The sequence below is a fragment of the Pedobacter sp. genome (genome assembly GCF_039594775.1).
GTDB lineage: Bacteria > Bacteroidota > Bacteroidia > Sphingobacteriales > Sphingobacteriaceae > Pedobacter.
Map to the genome: position 1 here is coordinate 102,186 of NZ_JBCNMT010000001.1, position 19,330 is coordinate 121,515.

The window sequence follows — 19,330 nt, forward strand, 5'->3', positions numbered from 1 at the left end:
ATTATGCATTTTGATATATTCTTTCAATTATATCTACCACTTTAAGCCCTTCCAAAGCATTTGTTGTGATGTTACCTTGCCCATTAATTACATCAACAATATTTTCATAAATGTAATGGTGATTGGCTGCAGAACCTTTATAAGGGCCGTAATCGTTTGGAGGATTACTAGCCTTTAAAGTTGGCATCTCGTAATTTTTAATATGACAATACTCTACCTCATTCATGTATTGACCACCTACCTTTAACGACCCATTTTCTGCAATTACAGTAATTGAACTCTCTAGATTTTTATCCCAAACAGCGGTAGAATAATTTAATGAACCTATACCTCCGTCAACGAAATCAAAACTTACGAACCCAGAATCTTCAAAATCTGTTGTTCTTTCATGATTAAAATCTTTAAGTCTAGCGTTTATATTCTTTATATCTCCGAAATACCAATACATCAAGTCTATAAAATGCGAAAATTGGGTAAACAAAGTTCCGCCATCTAATGTCTTTGTGCCATGCCAAGTACTTGGTTTTCCTGTTTTAGGGTCTGGTTTATAGTATCGGTCATCACGGTTCCAATAGCAATTGATTTGAACCATAAAAATTTCTCCTAAAAGGCCTTGTTCTAAAATATTTTTCAACCATTCAGAAGGTGGCGAATATCTGTTCTGCATTACACAAAATACCTGTTTATGTTTATGTAAAGCTTTAAAAATTACTTTTTCACAACCTGCCTTAGTTAAGGCCATTGGCTTTTCTATTACCACGTGGCAGTTTCTGTCTAATGCTTTCAAAGCATGCTCTTCGTGGTAACCATTTGGTGTTGCAATTGATACAACATCAAATTGTAGATTAGATTTAAAAAGCTCTTCGACTGAAGAAAATAAAGTCGCTTCTGAATACGCTTCAATTCCAAGTTCAATTTTTGGTTTTATATCACATAAAGCTACCAACTCACAGCTTTCGTTGCCCTGTATCATGCTGGCGTGTCTTTTACCTATATGTCCACAGCCAATTACAGCAAATTTTATTTTTTTGTCGGTTCCCATTTCTATTTAACCCTTGTTACAATATCATTTTCAAGTTTGTATTCTTGCTTACTTTCTTCACAAAGTGCAAACCCATTGGCATCGAAGTTTAATCGGTGTCCGTATTCACTTACCCAACCAATATGCTTTGCAGGGTTGCCTACAACCAATGCATAGGGTGCTATGGTTTTGGTTACCACTGCTCCTGCTCCAATAAAAGCATAGTCTCCAATATCATGACCACAAACTATAGTAGCATTAGCCCCAATAGACGCTCCTTTACCAACATGAGTTTTTGAATATTGTCCCCTTCTGTTTACCGCGCTTCTTGGATTAATTACATTGGTAAATACCATTGATGGGCCAAGAAACACATCATCATCGCAAGTTACCCCCTCGTAAATGGATACATTGTTCTGAATTTTTACATTCTTGCCTAAAACAACGCCTGGAGATATAACTACGTTTTGTCCTATATTACAATTGTCGCCGATTTCACAATTCGTCATGATATGAGAAAAGTGCCATATCTTAACTCCTTGTCCTATATGGGCACCTTCATCAATAACTGCTGTTTCATGAACAAAATATTTATTTATCATTTAATCAAAAAAGTTAATGATGTTTTCGATAATATAATTTTGAACCTCTTCTTTCATCTCTGTATGGATAGGAAATGAGATTACTTCTTCGCATAACCGTTCGGCTATTGGAAAATCTCCCTTTTTATACCCGTAAACAAGATAAGCCTCTTGCAAATGTACAGGCACCGGATAATATACCATTGTAGGTATTCCCTTCGTTTTTAAATCGGCTTGCAATTCATCCCGTTTATTATTTGCTATACGACAAGTATATTGATTAAATACATGGGTAGAATAACTAGCTCTTACAGGAATCGTCAATCCATTTATCTCTCTTAAACGTTCGTCATACCTTTGGGCTACTTGTTGTCTGGCCTCACTGTAATCATTCAGATATTTTAATTTCACACTTAAAATTGCTGCTTGTAACGTATCTAGTCGAGAATTTACACCTATAGTTTCGTGGTAATATTTTTCCCTTTGCCCATGATTAGCAATCATGTTTATTCTCTCTCCAAGGGCTTCATTTTGTGTTAGTAGTGCGCCACCATCACCAAAGCATCCCAAATTTTTCGAAGGGAAAAAAGAAGTTGTGCCCACATTGCCAATTGTACCTGCAAATGCTTCGTTACCATCTTTAAAAAAATATTTTGCACCCATGGCCTGAGCGGTATCTTCTATTACAGCTATATTATGTTTTTTAGCAATAGCAAGTATAGCTTCCATATTAGAACATTGACCAAATAAATGTACAGGAATAATACCTACTGTTTTATCGGTAATTAATGCCTCTAGTTGTGTATGGTCTAGCTCAAAAGTATCCTCTTTTACATCTATAAATTTGGGGATAAGACCTAATAGTGCAATTACCTCAACAGTTGCTATATAGGTAAAAGCTGGAACAATTACCTCATCGCCGGGCTTGAAATCTAAGGCCATCATTGCAATTTGCAATGCATCAGTACCGTTGGCACAGGTAATAGCCGCTTTTACATTATTAAACTCTTTTAGTGCTTCGGCAAACTGTTTTACTTGGGGGCCATTTATATAAGCTGTTTGCTCAACTGCTGCTAACAGGGCTTCGTCTATTTCGGATTTTATTCTTGAATATTGACTTTTTAAGTCAACCATTTGTATTTTTTCCATTATAATCTGGCGTCAATTAAATCACGGTCTAAACATGATTTTGTATCAAAAATTACCGTGTTATTCCCGTTTTTTAGTCTTTTAAAATCCAAAGCTAAAAATTCTTTATGACTCACCGCCAAAACAATAGAATCATATTGCTTATCAATGTTATTTACAAGCGTTATGTCATATTCTTCTTTTACTTCGTGAGCATCGGCGTGGGGATCATATACATCTACATTTAATCCAAACTGTTTCAATTCAGAATAAATATCTATTACCCGCGAATTACGAATATCAGGACAGTCTTCTTTAAAAGTAACACCAAGTATTAAGGCATTTGCACCTTGTATTTTGTGCCCTTTATGGATCATAAGCTTAATTACCTTATTGGCAACAAACATACCCATATTGTCATTAACACGTCGCCCCGATAAGATCACTTGTGGATGATAACCTAATGATTCTGCTTTATGAGCAAGATAATAGGGATCTACTCCAATACAATGACCGCCTACTAATCCAGGTTTATATTTTAGGAAGTTCCATTTAGTTCCTGCCGCTTCTATTACATCTGTAGTATCAATCCCAATTCTGTCGAATATTAAAGCAAGTTCATTTACAAAAGAGATATTTACATCTCTTTGCGCATTTTCAATTGCTTTTGAAGCTTCTGCTACTTTTAAACTAGGAGCTTTGTGAGTGCCTGCAACAATAATACTTGAATAAAGCTGATCAACTATATCGGCAATCTCTGGTGTTGAGCCAGAAGTAACCTTTTTTATCTTGGTAAGTGTATTTACCTTATCACCAGGATTAATACGTTCGGGTGAATAACCGCAAAAGAAATCTTCATTATACTTCAATTCCGAATATTTTTCTAACACTGGTACACAGTCTTCTTCTGTACAGCCAGGATAAACAGTAGATTCGTAAATAATGATGTCTCCTTTTTTTATTACTTCCCCCAACATTTGTGATGCTTTTAAAAGTGGAGCTAAGTCAGGGGCTTTAAATTGATCAATAGGTGTTGGAACTGTAACTATGTAAATGTTACTTTTTTTAAGATCATCAACAACAGAAGAAAACGATAAACCCACACCTTCATTGGTAACAACACTTTTCAATGTAACTAAATCCGCTTCTTTGGTTCGGTCTTCTCCATTTTGTAGTTCTTCTACTCTTTCTTTATTAATATCAAAACCCGTTACTTCATATTTTTTTGCAAACTCGATTGCAAGAGGAAGCCCTACATAGCCTAAACCGATGATGGCAATTTTTTTTTGATTATTCACCTAACAATATTTGATTATAAATTTTTCTTATAAATAGGATAATTATTGATAAAAAGCCAAAAAGCAAGCCCCCTATTAGGATTGCTTTTACTTTACCAAATTTCTCTTTTCCCAATGGATAAACTGGCTCATCAATAACCTGTATCAACGGTGTTTCTTTCAACAAAGCCATCTTGCTCATCTCTAAATTTTGTACTAGCGAACCCAAAATAGCCTTGTTGGTCTCAGCAGAAAACTGTGCTCGTTGTGCTGGGGCTACCCTTTGTACTTGCCTAGTAGGATTTAAGTTGGGTGTGGCGTCAACCACTGCTACTGCGCTGTAAATAGCGCCATTCATTACGGCACGTACCGAGTCTGTTTTATGCTGCAAAATAGCTACATTATCCAACGATTTTTTGGTTTTGGTTTGTACATAAAAATCGTTTACGTTTTTCACCAATTCTTCGTTAAATCGTTTGGAGAAAACTTCATCCCCAGATTTTACATCAACCTGTATTTTACTCAGTTTTTTATCGGGTTTTGCTACAGTTAGGTAACTTTTGCTAATATCTTGTACTACTTTGCCAATTACACTATCGCATAAGCGTTGCTGGGTTGGGTTATTCCATTTCTTTTTATAATCGGAAATGGTAAAATGTATGTCTTTTAGTTGCGGGTTTTTCCAACTTTCCCTTATTTTATTTACGGCTATATATTTTTCAATCAGAGATTGTTTCGAAACACTATCTACGGGGCTAAATAATGTTTTTTCAATCATTTTACGCGACATGTACAAATCCAAGATATTATCACCTTGAAAAATCCCTCCGCCTGCGCCTCCTAAATCAATACCCATCATTGATGCCACACCAGCATAAGCCCCTAAACCAGCACTTTTTTCACCACTTTCCAAAACAAAGGTAGTGGTTGCTGTGTAAATTGGCTTTTTAATAAATGAGTATCCCAAGCCCAATAAGCTTCCAACAACACCAACAGCAATTACAATCCATTTTTTACCCCAAAGGTATTGCCTCCATTCTTTAATTTTAAGGATAAGCTCTTTTAAAGTAATCTCTTTGTCTTTTGCGACTACTCCATTATTATATGACATTCTTATATGTAAATTATGTAATGAATTATCTAAACAAACTCACAATAATTGCTGCTAAAGATGCAACTCCAGTTCCTATACCTACCCAGGCCTGTGCACTCATTTTCTCTCTCTCTGCTTTTACAGGTACCAAAATTTCTGCTCCTGGCTTAACTTTAGGATAATTATTAAAGAATAAGAATTTCTTTGCTGCTTCAGCAGAACCATTTGCATATTTAATGTACGCTCTGCTCCTTAAAGCTGAGTTTGTGAATCCTCCTGCGCCATTAATATATTGTTTAAAGCTCTTTCCGGGTATGTAGACTATACTATTGGGATTTAAAACTTCTCCTGTTACTTTAACCGTTTGAAGTTGCTTTGGTACACGTATAATGTCTCCCTCCTCCAAAATGAGATCTTGCCTTGACAAAGGCTTTTTCAAAATTTTCTCCAGATTAATGCCTACCAAATCAGATTGAACTAATTCTTCTTTAACCTTCTTAGTAGAATCAGAGTTTTTTGTATCTTTTTCCTGAAGTCTTTCCAAATTTGCAAATTTTCTCTTTTCTTCGTCTCTATTGTTGATAGCATTTTTATCAGCTGGATTTATTTTTTCTGCTCCTGGTCTTTTTAAAGAAGCACCTTCTGCATAAGCAAAAGGAGTTAATCCACCCGCTCTTTTAATCAAGTCTGATATGCGATAATCTTTACTTGTGATGGTATACATTCCCGGATAAAGTACTTCTCCTTCAATTTTAATCTGTTTTTGAACCGAATAACCTTCTGAGTTTCTAACGGATATAATATCAAAGGGCTTAATTTCAAATTTATCTCCAAAGATTCGTAAATTCTCATCAATATTTACAACAAATAAATCTGCTGTTTTTGAAGAAGTAGAATTAGGATCTGTATTTTTTATTCTTCTTGAAACTTCAATTCGATTTGGAGTAGCACCTTCTTTTAATCCCCCAGCCATTTGGACGATATCCTCCAGCTTTAGGTTTTCTGCATATTGGAAAGTTCCTGGTGCCCGGACTTCACCTTGTACCGTTACAGTATATTCTTCTCTTAAATCAAATATTGAACTAATTGTAACCTTATCTTCTCTAGCTAGAGGAATATCTTTTTCTTCTCCGGAAAGAATTTTAGCCACATCAAAGGAAACAAAGTGCTGTGTTTTGTCTGGGTTTAAGCGATTAATATAGCCTCTATTTAAAAAAGCATCTTCAGTGATGCCATCAGCCTTTTTAATTAAACCAGCAAGTGTTAATCCATTGTCTAAAGAATAAACTCCAGGTCTAAATACAGCTCCTATAATTTCTACTCTATTTTCGAAACGCTCCAAAATAGCTTCTACTACAAACTTATCGCCATTTTTAGGATGGTAATTCCCATATTGCGATTCCAAAATATCACTAATTCTTCTTTCTCTATTGGTATTTTGGAAAGATTTTATTTTGGCTGTGTAAGCATCTGCAGTAAAACCTTTCGCAAAATTTATAACGTCTTGTAAAGTTTCATTAGCTTTCACTTCAAAAATGGCAGCCTCTTTTATCTCTCCAGAAATTTCTACCCTTTTATCATAGGCAGGAATATTAATCACATCCTGATCTTGCAATCGAATATTGCCTTGCTGAATTCCTCTTAAAAGGAAATCATAAACATCTATCGTGGCTATGATCTTATTATTTCTAACAACTTGGATATTTCTAAAAGAACCATTTTGAGAAGGTCCGCCTGATACATATAAAGCACGGTAAACATTTGCTAACGATGGCAAGGTGTAAGTCCCTGCCTTAACAACCTGACCAGTAACGGTCACCTGGATACTTCTGATATTGCCAAGATTAATAGCCACAGAAGTTCTACCCGTTCTTAAAGCGGGATAGGTTTTTGCCATTGTAGCCTTTATTTTTGAAGCAGCTTGATCAATACTTAAGCCTCCAACAGCTATTCGGCCAACATATTCTAAGTTGATTACCCCTTCTGGACTCACCTGCAGGTTATAGCTCCGCTCGTTATCACCTGTTAAGTCGATAATCAATCTGTCATCCGGACCAATAACATAACTCTTTGGAGTTGCTATTCTTAAGTTCGGCTCAAAGGTAATATTCCCATTCTTGAATAAATCTGAACCGAATATTTTCGATTGGATTTCATTATCATCTTCTTTCTTGAGATTGTCGATGGCTCCTCCGTCCGTAGTCTCACTATACTCTCTACCGGTACCAGTAGTAGGCTTATCGATAGTTTGTGTTCCAGCTCCTTGCTTTTTTAATTTCTCTACCCTAGCTTTAAACTTAAGCATCTCTTCCTTTCTAATGCCCTTAACAGTAGCAGCTTGTTCAAGTTGAGAATCTGTTGTATAGCCCATCGCTTCTGCCTGCTTGACAATCTGTAAAATCTGGGCGTCAGAAAGTTCATCAACCTTTATGTTTGAAGCTGATTGCGCAAAGCATAACTGGACAATTAAAATTAAAAAAAATGATAGAAAAATTCTTTTCATGAATAGTATATTCTGTTTTTACTAATTACTCGAAGTAATTCAGTGTTCTATAATCACCTTGTTTCAGATACTCATCTTTCTTCATTAAATTTAAGTCAGACTGCATCATATCTTCCACTAACGCTTGTAAATCATATTTAGGTTGCCATCCTAATTTAGTTTTTGCTTTGGTAGGGTCTCCAAGTAGCAAATCCACTTCAGTTGGCCTGAAATATTTGGGATCTACTTTTACTACCGTAGTACCTAGTTTTAAAGTTTCTAAATTTAAACCTAACTGCGTTGCCTTTTCAGTATCAACATCAATAATCACGCCTTTTTCTTGTTCATCTTTTCCCGAGAACTCTACAGTAATCCCAAGTTCAGCAAAGGCCATGCGTACAAAATCACGAACGGTAGTGGTCACACCAGTTGCAATAACATAATCTTCGGGCTTTTCTTGTTGTAAGATCAACCACATGGCTTCGATATAATCCTTAGCATGCCCCCAATCACGTTGCGCAGACAGATTTCCAAGGTACAAGCAATTTTGCAAACCTAAAGCTATTTTTGAAGCGGCTCTGGTAATTTTACGAGTTACAAAAGTTTCTCCTCTCAAAGGACTTTCATGGTTAAAAAGAATGCCGTTGCAAGCAAACATACCATAAGCCTCCCTATAGTTAACTGTAATCCAATAACCATAAATTTTTGCCACAGCATAAGGCGACCGAGGGTAGAAAGGAGTGTTTTCACTTTGTGGCACCGCTTGTACTAAACCGTAGAGCTCCGAAGTAGAGGCCTGATATATTTTAGTCTTTTTAGTTAATCCAAGTATCCGAATTGCTTCTAACAACCTCAAAGTTCCAATGCCATCTGCATTAGCAGTATACTCAGGCATTTCGAAGCTCACTCTTACATGGCTCATCGCTGCTAAATTATAAATCTCGTCAGGTTGAGTCTCTTGAATAATCCTGATAAGATTAGTCGAATCCGTTAGATCTCCATAATGCAGCTTGAATCTCACATTATTTTCATGTTGATCTTGATAAAGATGGTCGATTCTATCAGTATTAAATAAAGAGGAGCGCCTCTTGATACCATGTACAAAATAGCCCTTTTTCAATAAAAACTCTGCCAAATAAGCACCATCCTGGCCGGTCACCCCCGTAATAAGCGCAACTTTCATTTTAATATTTAAGTAAAAAAATAGCGTGAAACATATACAAACAGTTTATTTGTAATAAAAAAGTTGTAGATGTCAACGCCTCAAAAATAGTATTTTTATTGAACTTATATCATGCAAAAATCACCTTAGTTCACAATCGCTCCATCAGTTATCTAATCAGCGATTTAACTTTTTGTTACCTATATTTCACATTAATTTATCTAAAACCTGCTGCCAATCATCAACTCGTTCGTACTCAGAAATCAGAAGATTGTGCGGCGAAGTGAAAAGTAGTGAACGGCCGTTAAAGCCAGAAAAGTTTTTAATCCTATCGTCAATCATAATATCTACATTGACTATTTTCTCCCCACAAAATATAATATGCTTCCAATCTATAAAAGGGAAGTACTCTCCAAGCCAATCTAGCTTATCTTCCAATGAATTTCTAAATTCCATAGCCGCAGACACGATATAAACATCATATTTCTGTTGTAGTTGTTTCACGGCGTCAACAGCTCCCTCAATAACGGGCAGATCACGAAAAAACCCTTTCTCATTAATATAGTCGAACCATTTATTGTTAATTTCATCAGGAACATTTTGGAAAATTTCTGTCCCAGGCTTTATCAGCAAATCCAAGGGTACTTGATGGTCTCTGTTATAAAGCTGGATAAACTTGTGTATCGGATCTGCCAGGACTTCGTCCATATCTATTGCTATTCTCATATATTCAAATATCCACAAAGCAAGGCTGATATCGATAAATAAATTCTAATCTCACCATAGTTTGCTAGTTATTAACATTTTATTTACCTTTGCAGCCCCGCAACATGAAGTTCCGGGAACTATGTTGAATACATAAATCATAAAAAAGAATGGCAACTAAAATCAGATTGCAAAGATTCGGTAAAAAAGGAAAACCTTTTTACCACGTGGTAGTAGCGGATTCGCGTGCTCCTAGAGATGGAAAATTCATTGAGCGTTTAGGTTCTTACAACCCAAACACCAATCCTGCAACCATCGAACTTAACTTCGACAAAGCTGTAAAATGGGTACTTAATGGTGCTGAACCTACTGATACAGCTCGTGCTATCCTTTCTTACAAAGGTGTTCTTTACAAAAAACACTTGGAAGGCGGTATTAAAAAAGGTGCTTTAACTCAAGAACAAGCAGATGCTAAATTTGCGACTTGGTTAGATGCTAAAGCAGGTAAAATTGCTGGCAAAACTGAAGGTTTAGCTAGTGGTAAAGCTGAAGCTCGTAAAGCAGCCTTAGCAGCTGAAGCTAAGAAAAATGAAGAAAGAGCGGCAGCCATTGCAGCTAAAAACGCTCCTGTAGCGGAAGAAGTTGTAGAAGAGGCTACTGAAGAGGCTCCAGCTGTAGAAGCTGAGGCAGCAACAGAAGCTCCTGCTGAAGAAACTCAAGCAGAAGATAAAGCTGAATAATTAACTTTACTTCAAAAAATAGCGTTCCGGCAAAATCGGAACGCTATTTTTATATCCACCCAACCAACTGAACTCCGGAAATATGGGAAATCTGTTTCACCTGCAGATTCTTCACTAGCGTTCAGAATGACACGATGCAAGACACATGACAAAAGAAGAATCATTTTATATCGGATACATTACCAAAACCAAAGGCTTAAAAGGCGAGCTTCAGCTTTATTTTGAATTTGAAGATTACCAAGATTTGGACTTGGATGTCATTTTTTTGGAGCTGAACGGGAAAATGGTACCCTTTTTTGTTGCCAGTCATAAACTCTATGAAAACAGCACCGGCCTTTTTTATTTTGATGACATTGATCATGTGGACAAAGCTCAGCCTCTGGTAAAGAAGAAAGTCTATTTGCCCTTGAGTAAAAAACCAGAACGCGAGGAAGATGAGTTCTACTACACCGATTTGAAAGGTTTTATTGCTGTAGACGAGACATTAGGCGAACTTGGCGAAATCATAGAAGTGAACGAATATCCTCAACAATTTGTAGCTACTGTAAACTATCAGAATAAAGAAATTCTTTTCCCCTTAAACGAAGATTTTATTGTGGAAATAGATGACGAGGACAACATTCTGACCTTGGATTTACCGGAAGGGCTATTGGATATTTATCTAAACCCATAACTTACAAAACAAAACCCACCTTTCTTAAGTTTTATATCTATGAAGAAATTTGGTTTCTTATGGCTTGCGTCATTTGCATGGATTATTGTTAGCTGTAACAGGACAGATAAATCTGCAGATTCATCTCTTTCCACGGATACTAGTAAAACGGTAAATGCTGTGGACAGCGTAGCCGATGAAGGGACTCTGACCACCATCGCGACCGAAATTCTCATCGCACTGAAAACAAAAGATTATACTGCTTTCGCTTCATATTTTCATCCAACTGAAGGTGTTGTATTTTCTCCCTACGGCTTCATAGACACCAAAACAGTAAAAAAACTATCGAAAGCTTCATTTTTAAAATTGGTTGAAGAAAAAGGCTCAACGATTTGGGGAAATTATGACGGAACTGGCGACGAAATCAAACTAACCGCTCAGCAATACCTAGAAAAATTCGTCTATAACGCCGATTATCTGCATGCCGAAAAAACTGGCTATGATCAAATCATTGGCAAAGGCAACTCTTTGAATAATCTTAACGAAATTTTCCCAAAACATCCCTTCATCGAATATTACTTTAGTGGTTTCGACAAAAAACACGAAGGTATGGACTGGACCAGCCTTCGTTTGGTCTTCAAACAATATCAAAGCAATTATTACCTCGTAGCGGTTATACACGATCAGTGGACAACCTGATTTAGGTTATTATTCAACCACCCCCAAGTGTAAAAGCTGCATTAGCTTATGATTTGAATAATAGCAAAGCACAAACAAAGCCTTATATTTGTGCCATGCGTTTTGATATCATTTCTGTGATCCCCGATTTGTTAACCAGCCCATTCGCCCATTCTATTTTACAGAGGGCGCAAAAAAAGGGAATTGCCGAAATTGCGGTGCACAACTTAAGGGATTACGCCACAAACAAACAAAAAAGTGTTGACGATTACCCTTATGGTGGCGGCAGTGGTATGGTCATGAGTATTAAACCTTTTGCCAACTGCATTGAAAAATTACAGAGCGAAAGGTCATACGATGAGATTATTTTCATGAGCCCTGATGGGGAAACACTAAATCAAACCATTGCCAATGAACTTTCCATTAAACATAATATCATTATTTTATGTGGCCACTATAAAGGAATAGATCAGCGCATCCGCGATATTTATGTTACTCGCGAAATTTCCATTGGCGACTATGTGCTATCTGGCGGAGAACTCCCGGCAGCGGTATTGGTAGATGCAGTTACACGTTTAATACCGGGCGTGCTTAATGATGAAACTTCTGCCTTATCAGATAGCTTTCAAGGTGAATTACTTGACTCGCCAATTTATACCAGGCCAGCGGAATGGCGAGGACACAAAGTACCAGACGTACTATTGAGTGGTCATGAGGCTAAAATTGCCGAGTGGCGACACGAAGAGGCCTTAAAGCGAACACAACAACGCAGGCCAGACTTACTGAAATGAGGCAATAATTGGGTAATTTGATACTTAGCGAATTAACTAATTTACAAATCGTCAAATATTTTTAAAATTCACTTTTTTTTTAAAAAAATAATTCCTAATATTGCAGTCCGATTTTAAACAACATAAATATCGGCTTAATAGCTTAAAATCATGGATTTAGTAAAATTTGTAGAAGAACAGGCAAACACTAAAAAAGAATTTCCTACTTTCAAATCAGGAGATACCGTAAGTGTTCATTATAAAATTCGCGAAGGTAACAAAGAACGTGTTCAAATTTACCAAGGCGTTGTTATTCAGCGCAACAGCAATGGCGCTAATGAAACTTTCACTGTTCGTAAAATCAGCAACGGTGTTGGTGTAGAGCGTATTTTCCCTTTTAATTCTCCAAATATCGAGAAAGTAGAAGTGAACAGCTATGGTAAAGTGCGTAGAGCTAAGTTGTTCTATCTACGTAGCTTAACTGGTAAAGCAGCTCGTATCAAATCTTTAAGAAAATAATAGATTTATTATAAAAGTATTAAAACCTTCACGGAATATTCGTGAAGGTTTTTTTGTTTATATCTTTGCGCAACCAAATAAAATCTGATAATAGCCTAGCGTATTTAAGTCTATGGACTGATGAAAACCTAGCCATTATCTCAACACATGAACACATGAAAGATCTTTTAAAAAAGTATGAAGAGAAACAGCCTGAGATTGTTTTTGAATGGAAAGACAAAGAATCGGAAGCTGAGGGTTGGGTAGTGATTAATTCATTACGCGGCGGTGCCGCGGGCGGTGGCACAAGAATGCGTAAAGGGCTCGATAAACATGAAGTGGAATCACTTGCAAAAACAATGGAGGTGAAATTTACGGTTTCTGGCCCTCCTATTGGTGGTGCAAAATCGGGAATTAACTTCGACCCTGCTGATCCTCGTAAAAAAGAAGTTTTGGAACGCTGGTACAAAGCAGTGATGCCTTTACTTAAAAGCTATTATGGTACTGGAGGCGACTTAAACATTGATGAGATACACGAAGTAATCCCTATTACTGAAGGATATGGCCTATGGCATCCACAAGAGGGCGTAATTAATGGTCATTACCAAGCCCGAGAGAACGAACGCATCCATCAAATTGGACAATTACGTTATGGTGTTTCTAAAGTACTGGAAGATTTAACCTACACTCCAGATATTAAAAGAAAATATAAAGTAGCGGATATGATTACCGGCTATGGGGTATCAGAGTCTATCCGTCATTTTTATGAAATTTGGGGAGGCAATATCAAGGGCAAGAGAGCCATTATCCAAGGGTGGGGCAATGTGGCTGCCGCTGCAGGGTACTACCTATCGCAACAAGGCGTTAAAATAGTTGGTATTATTGATCGCGTAGGTGGATTAATTAACCCAGAAGGCTTTAGCGAACAAGAAGTAACCGATCTGTTTAACAACCGAATGAACAATACCTTGGTTTCAGATCAGCTGATTTCTTTTGAAGAAGCAAACGAAAAAATTTGGAGCATGGGCGCTGAAATTTTTGTTCCAGCCGCAGCCTCAAGACTAGTAAAACAAAATGAAGTAGACCAAATGATCACCGCTGGTATGGAGGTAATTGCCTGTGGCGCTAATGTTCCTTTTGCTGATAAGGAAATTTTCTTCGGCAACATCATGGAACATGCAGACAACCATTTGGCTATCATCCCCGATTTTATTGCCAACTGCGGCATGGCTAGGGTATTTGCTTACTTGATGCAACGCAACGTTGAAATGAGCGATGATGCCATCTTTACCGATGCCTCGAACATTATCAGGAATGCGCTTGTTACGATACATCAAACCTCCAATAAAAAAACAAATTTATCGAGTACTGCGTTTGAGATTGCATTAAAACAATTGGTATAAACTATGGAAGTTAATTTTTTAGAACAAGTTTTTTGGGGTAATACAATTAAGCAATACATCATTGTTGCTGCTATTATTCTTATAGGGCTACTTTTTAAAAGGATTGTATCACGTATCCTTAGTCAGTTAATTTTTAAACTGTTCAAAAAATTTGCAGACCAAGTAAACTCCGAAACTTTTATTGCTTTACTGTTAAAACCAATTGAGTTTTTCATCAGTGTATCTACCCTATACATTGCCATTAACCAATTGAAACACCCACTTGATGTCACTTTTTTCAATTATAAAAAAACCATAGATAAGGTAAAGGTTAACCAAGCTTTTACCATTGGCGAGTTCATTGATAAAATTTTTCTTTTTCTTATCATTCTATCTGTTTTTTGGATTGTTTTAAGGATTATTGATTTTATTGCACATGTGCTTTTGGTACGGGCAGCTAAAACAAAAAACAAGGCCGATGATCAGTTAGTGCCTTTCATTAAGGAGCTACTGAAATTTATCGTGGCCTTTATTGGGTTTTTCGTGCTACTTGGGTATGTATTCGAGGTAAATGCGGTAAGTTTAATTACAGGTTTAGGTATTGGAGGTATCGCGATTGCGATGGCGGCTAAAGAAAGTCTGGAAAACCTATTGGGTTCTTTCCTTATTTTTATGGATAAACCTTTTACCGTAGGCGACGTGGTAAGGGTTGATGGAATTGAGGGCACTATTGAGCGAGTGGGTTTTAGAAGTACCGTATTGCGCAGTACCGACAAAACTACTTACGTAATCCCCAACCGTTCCATGATAGATGGCGTGCTGGAAAATCTCACAATGAGAAATGCCCGTAGAGTAAAATTTGATATTGGGCTTACCTACGAAACGAGCTCTGAAAACGTTAAAAATGTCATTTCGGAAATTGAAAAATACCTAAAGGAGCATCCAGGGATTACAGATAGCACCGTTGCTCTTGATTCTTTTGGCGACTCTTCATTAAACGTCCAAATCATTTATCTTGTACCCATGAAAAAAGAGTTCGACCTTATCAAAATCAAGGAACAAGTAAATTTTAGTATCATTGAAATTGTTGGAAAAAATGGTTCCGACTTTGCTTATCCAACCCAGCGCACGGTAGGAGAAAGCACGCCCAAAGAAGAAAAATAGATTTAAAGCCTTAAGATAATTTGAAAAGCAATTATAGAAGCCCGATTAATGTTAGTCGGGCTTTTTGCTGCATTATCGTTCAGAGTACAACGAAAGTTCTTTGGCGCGGCCATTAAGGGGAGAGATTCCTCGTTCCTCGGAATAACGAAATGCCTAGAAATAACGACCAGACCTTCCTTATCCCCACAAGTTAAACAAAAAGCCTCGTAAGTATAAACTCACGAGGCTTCCAATATTTTGAATTTTAACTTTTATCTAGAATTAGCTCAACTCGCCTAGCACGGTAATACCACCTTTAACTACTTGGTTAAGCTCTAAATTTACTTTTGTGCCTAAAGGCAAAAAGATGTCGACCCTTGAACCAAATTTGATAAAACCAAACTGCTCATTTTGCACTACTTGGTCTCCCTCTTTTACATACCAAACGATACGACGGGCCAAAGCTCCCGCAATTTGACGATACAATACCGGAGAACCATTTTTATGTTCCACCACCACTGTGGTACGCTCGTTCTCGGTACTCGATTTTGGATTCCAAGCAGCTAGGTATTTTCCTGGATGGTATTTAAAAAATTTTACCACCCCCGAAATTGGATTACGGTTAATGTGCACATTTACTGGCGACATGAAAATAGAAACCTGCAAACGTTTATCCTTAAAGTATTCACCTTCTTCAGTCTCTTCAATTACTACAACTTTACCATCAGCTGGGCAAATAATTAAATTTTCGCCATTAGTAAAAGTACGTTTTGGGTTCCTGAAAAACTGAAGTACCGTAATGAACAAAGCAAACGAAAAGATATAGACAAACCATCTTAAAATAAAAACGTCGGCAAAACGATATTCAACAACGGCGTTAATGATAAAAATAAAAAGCACCGTAAGGGCTATGGAGGTATATCCTTCTTTATGTATGGTCATTTAACTTAGCTTTTTGTTATCCTGCAAAACTCGTAAAAATTTATCAATTTTTTGCCCAATTGGATGTTTTCTTTTAGACTAGCGCACAGTATCTTATAAGCTAACTCCGTTACAAGGAAAATGCTTTTTGTTGTAGACCCCAAAAAAACCTCGTAGGTTTTTGAAACCTACGAGGTTTATGCTTTGAGCATCTATTAAAATTAAACTGCTCTGTAAATATGGTTTAAATTTCTGCCCAAACCGTCGTAATCTAAGCCGTAGCCCACTACAAATTCATTGGGTATTTCAAAACCAACATAATTCAGTTCTTGCAAAGGCTCTTTCAGGGCATCTGGTTTAAAAAGCAAGGTACAAACAGCCACAGATGCCGGTTCCTGTTCATCAATTTTAGAAAGAATGTACTTCATGGTAAGACCGCTATCAATAATATCCTCTACAATAACCAAGTGCCTTCCCTTTAAATTGATTGGCATTCCCAAAGCATCTTTAACGGTTCCGGTACTTCCCGTTCCGTGATAAGAAGCAATTTTGATAAATTCTGTTTCACAAGGCAGGTCGATTTCTTTCATCAAATCGGCAATAAAAAGAAAACTGCCATTAAGCACCCCTATGAAAATAGGATTTTTATCTTCATAATCTACATTGAGCTGTATGGCCATTAGGCGAATGCGCTTAGCAATGGTATCTTCTTCTAACAAGAGCTCAAACTCCTTTTGGTGAACACTTACCCTAGTTTCCATTTTTTTCTTGTTCTCTTTTTCGTTTACGTTCCTCGCGGCGCTCCTGTCTCAATTGCTTACGTGTTTTTACAGTATCGGCAGCTGGCTTAACTTTTACGGTATCCTTTTTGGATGAACCACCGAACAGGCGATCGAACAAACTCTTAGACTTATCTTGCATGCCTTCAGGGGTCATCATATCGTCCTCGCCAATCGCCACTGCATTGGTGTCTAATGTGGTAGAGTCAGGCGCAAGGTATTGCCTTAAACCTTCACGTAACCGTACATCATAAAAGCCGTAGCCCGTAGTATCCGCAGGGGCTAAACCTCTTCTTGCCATGATATTACCTATATACCTGAAATAAGGAAGCAAATAGCCTTTAAGCGAACCGTTGCTCATAAATTTATACAAAGCTACTTTAGGCTTAGGTACGATATTGGCCAAGAAAATACCCTCACCCAAAGTTAATTCGGATGGGCTTTTGGCAAAATAATGCCTTGATGCTTCGCCTATTCCGTATACGTTATTGCCCATCTCGATGATGTTGAAATAAACCTCCAACATTCGAGATTTACTCACCAAATGATTGTTCTCGATTAGCCACACAATTAAAATTTCCTCAGCTTTGCGCACCAATGTTTTCTTTCTGCTCAAGAACACATTTTTCACCAATTGCATGGAAATAGTACTGCCCCCTCGTTTAAACTTCTTTTCCTTAAAGTTTACCGCAATAGATTTACGGATTGATTCTTCTACAAATCCTTTATGACGATAAAAAGACGGGTCTTCGGCGGTTAGCAATGCATTTTTAAAGTTGGGAGAAATATCCTCGAGCCTCGTAAAATTAGGATTTGATGGACCAATAGTAATGTTACGCATGGGTTTGCCATACTCATAGGGCGTGTAAACAAAGTCTGAATTGATTTTTTGTAAATCAGTTTTACCAAAATGGAGTACTTTAAAATTGCTTGGAGTTAGAGTAGAGCTAAATCTTACGCTATCGGGAATCGCTGTATCTAAATAAAAATCTAAATTATATTTTAGCTTTCCCTGTACTTTTATCCCGTCTAGAGATTCGAACAATCCCAAAGGGAATGAATCAAAAATGGCTTGGGCATCCTGTTCCTGAGCCGTCAGCTTCATTTCGTAAATCTTGTTAGGAGACAGGGTATATTTTAGGTAAGGATGCACATAAGCATCTCTCAAATAAACGGTTGAAGTACTATCCAAGCAAACAAAATTTTCCCCAATCAGCATATCTGCTTCTATACGAGCATCAGGGACAACAATATCTTCTGCAGAAATACGAGGCTGATTAATTAGCAAATTTTTAATGGCCCATGAGCCTGAAATTTTGTAATCGCCACCACTAAAACTCGCATCCTTCATCTGTGTCTTAACCGTATCAAAATTGATTTTAGTGTGCAGTTTATTTTCCAGATATGGCAATTCCACTTTCTTTCCATCTGCAAAAAGCATAATATCCAACTGCTTGTCGCTAGGATCAAGATTTCCGTTGATGTGCCAAACAGCAGCTGTATCATTCACTTTAATGGTCGATTTTAATTCGCCTCCGTCAATGGTTGCTGTAGTAGTCAAAAATTTTACAGAAGCAGTATCGTTGTCATTCAACTGCATCATAAAATTCTTAATTTCCATATCATCGGGTATTTTGTAGAAAACCTGGTTCAAGAGATTACTGGCCAGTTCGCTCAAATCGACCTTACTTTTGGTGACAGGACTATCCTTTTTCTTCCTTTTCAAGATGAAATCGATATTGGTCAGCGTATCACGCATCACTACATTCAGTTTGCCATCATTAAGGTTAACCTCCGAGAGTTTAACATCTCCAAACAACAAGGGGAAAATCTTTACGCCAATCGTGATATCTTTAATATTGGTTAGGGTATCTCGGTCTTTGGGCACTACCGAAATATTGCTCATGTGCACTTTGCTTAGTCCACTAAAGCCATATTCTCCAATCTTCACCGAAAGGCCATAATCTTTTTCGGCTTTAGCAATGGCCTTTGTCACCATTTTATTTAACAGCGATTCTCTTTTGCTATATGCCACAGCTCCACCAGCCACTAACAACAACGCAAATATGCCTAGTACCCAGGCGCCAATTTTCAGGTATTTTTTCGGTATCTTAATTTGGGGCAATTGCATAAACCTCCTCGAAATTACTGCTTTAACAAACGCTTAACACAAATGTTTATTTTCATGTGCAAATATCGATTGTTTTCTCATCTGACACAGGATTTTCGTCACAAAACTTCACCCCTTGCGGAGTAATGTCTGTCACGTCTCATTTCGTGTTAAAATTACAACAAAAAGCTAGATACAAAATTATTTA

General features: G+C 37.2%; 18 protein-coding genes. 7 read left to right on the plus strand and 11 right to left on the minus strand.

What is annotated here, in order from left to right; translation table 11 throughout:
* Position 1: 1 nt before the first annotated feature.
* From ABDV71_RS00385 to ABDV71_RS00420, 8 genes are all read right to left on the minus strand, one after another.
* Positions 2-1,042, minus strand: a complete 1,041-nt coding sequence (locus ABDV71_RS00385) for a Gfo/Idh/MocA family oxidoreductase (protein ID WP_343530408.1) — start codon at positions 1,040-1,042, stop codon at positions 2-4.
* A 2-nt stretch (positions 1,043-1,044) separates the two neighbouring features.
* Complete coding sequence (locus ABDV71_RS00390; RefSeq protein ID WP_343530409.1) at positions 1,045-1,623, minus strand: acyltransferase; 579 nt, start codon at positions 1,621-1,623, stop codon at positions 1,045-1,047.
* Positions 1,624-2,751, minus strand: coding sequence for a DegT/DnrJ/EryC1/StrS family aminotransferase (locus tag ABDV71_RS00395; protein WP_343530410.1), 1,128 nt, complete (start codon positions 2,749-2,751; stop codon positions 1,624-1,626).
* The gene (locus ABDV71_RS00400) at positions 2,751-4,028 is read right to left on the minus strand and encodes a nucleotide sugar dehydrogenase (protein WP_343530411.1); all 1,278 of its coding nucleotides are present in this window, start codon (positions 4,026-4,028) and stop codon (positions 2,751-2,753) included. The genes ABDV71_RS00395 and ABDV71_RS00400 overlap by 1 nt, the downstream gene beginning before the upstream one ends.
* Positions 4,021-5,118: a Wzz/FepE/Etk N-terminal domain-containing protein gene (locus ABDV71_RS00405; RefSeq protein ID WP_343530412.1), complete on the minus strand. Its 1,098-nt coding sequence runs from the start codon at positions 5,116-5,118 to the stop codon at positions 4,021-4,023. The genes ABDV71_RS00400 and ABDV71_RS00405 overlap by 8 nt, the downstream gene beginning before the upstream one ends.
* A gap of 25 nt (positions 5,119-5,143) precedes the next feature.
* Positions 5,144-7,603 (minus strand): SLBB domain-containing protein, encoded by a 2,460-nt coding sequence (locus tag ABDV71_RS00410; protein ID WP_343530413.1) that lies wholly within the window; start codon positions 7,601-7,603, stop codon positions 5,144-5,146.
* A 25-nt stretch (positions 7,604-7,628) separates the two neighbouring features.
* The gene (gene gmd / locus ABDV71_RS00415) at positions 7,629-8,765 is read right to left on the minus strand and encodes a GDP-mannose 4,6-dehydratase (RefSeq protein WP_343530414.1); all 1,137 of its coding nucleotides are present in this window, start codon (positions 8,763-8,765) and stop codon (positions 7,629-7,631) included.
* Between the two features lie 186 nt (positions 8,766-8,951).
* A complete protein-coding gene (locus tag ABDV71_RS00420; protein WP_343530415.1) occupies positions 8,952-9,470 on the minus strand; it encodes a 5'(3')-deoxyribonucleotidase in 519 nt (172 codons plus the stop codon).
* Between the two features lie 149 nt (positions 9,471-9,619).
* Here ABDV71_RS00420 and ABDV71_RS00425 point away from each other — a divergent pair, with 149 nt between their 5' ends.
* The 7 genes from ABDV71_RS00425 (at position 9,620) to ABDV71_RS00455 (ending at position 15,333) form a co-directional block, all read left to right on the plus strand.
* Positions 9,620-10,189: a 30S ribosomal protein S16 gene (locus ABDV71_RS00425; protein WP_343530416.1), complete on the plus strand. Its 570-nt coding sequence runs from the start codon at positions 9,620-9,622 to the stop codon at positions 10,187-10,189.
* 145 nt (positions 10,190-10,334) lie between these two features.
* Positions 10,335-10,862: a ribosome maturation factor RimM gene (rimM, locus tag ABDV71_RS00430; RefSeq protein ID WP_343530417.1), complete on the plus strand. Its 528-nt coding sequence runs from the start codon at positions 10,335-10,337 to the stop codon at positions 10,860-10,862.
* 39 nt (positions 10,863-10,901) lie between these two features.
* Positions 10,902-11,540, plus strand: a complete 639-nt coding sequence (locus ABDV71_RS00435; RefSeq protein ID WP_343530418.1) for a hypothetical protein — start codon at positions 10,902-10,904, stop codon at positions 11,538-11,540.
* Between the two features lie 95 nt (positions 11,541-11,635).
* Positions 11,636-12,310: a tRNA (guanosine(37)-N1)-methyltransferase TrmD gene (gene trmD / locus ABDV71_RS00440; RefSeq protein ID WP_343531552.1), complete on the plus strand. Its 675-nt coding sequence runs from the start codon at positions 11,636-11,638 to the stop codon at positions 12,308-12,310.
* A gap of 150 nt (positions 12,311-12,460) precedes the next feature.
* The gene (rplS, locus tag ABDV71_RS00445; RefSeq protein WP_343530419.1) at positions 12,461-12,808 is read left to right on the plus strand and encodes a 50S ribosomal protein L19; all 348 of its coding nucleotides are present in this window, start codon (positions 12,461-12,463) and stop codon (positions 12,806-12,808) included.
* 155 nt (positions 12,809-12,963) lie between these two features.
* Positions 12,964-14,190 carry a Glu/Leu/Phe/Val dehydrogenase dimerization domain-containing protein gene (locus ABDV71_RS00450; protein WP_343530420.1) on the plus strand — a complete coding sequence of 409 codons (1,227 nt, stop codon included), beginning with the start codon at positions 12,964-12,966 and terminating at the stop codon, positions 14,188-14,190.
* 3 nt (positions 14,191-14,193) lie between these two features.
* Positions 14,194-15,333, plus strand: coding sequence for a mechanosensitive ion channel family protein (locus ABDV71_RS00455; RefSeq protein WP_343530421.1), 1,140 nt, complete (start codon positions 14,194-14,196; stop codon positions 15,331-15,333).
* A 261-nt stretch (positions 15,334-15,594) separates the two neighbouring features.
* Here ABDV71_RS00455 and ABDV71_RS00460 read toward each other — a convergent pair whose 3' ends face one another.
* The 3 genes from ABDV71_RS00460 to ABDV71_RS00470 form a co-directional block, all read right to left on the minus strand.
* Entirely contained in the window at positions 15,595-16,254 is a 660-nt protein-coding gene (locus tag ABDV71_RS00460; protein WP_343530422.1) for a phosphatidylserine decarboxylase family protein, read from the minus strand.
* 200 nt (positions 16,255-16,454) lie between these two features.
* Positions 16,455-16,994 (minus strand): hypoxanthine phosphoribosyltransferase, encoded by a 540-nt coding sequence (gene hpt / locus ABDV71_RS00465; protein WP_343530423.1) that lies wholly within the window; start codon positions 16,992-16,994, stop codon positions 16,455-16,457.
* Complete coding sequence (locus ABDV71_RS00470; RefSeq protein ID WP_343530424.1) at positions 16,984-19,143, minus strand: transglycosylase domain-containing protein; 2,160 nt, start codon at positions 19,141-19,143, stop codon at positions 16,984-16,986. The genes hpt and ABDV71_RS00470 overlap by 11 nt, the downstream gene beginning before the upstream one ends.
* Between the last annotated feature and the right edge of the window lie 187 nt (positions 19,144-19,330).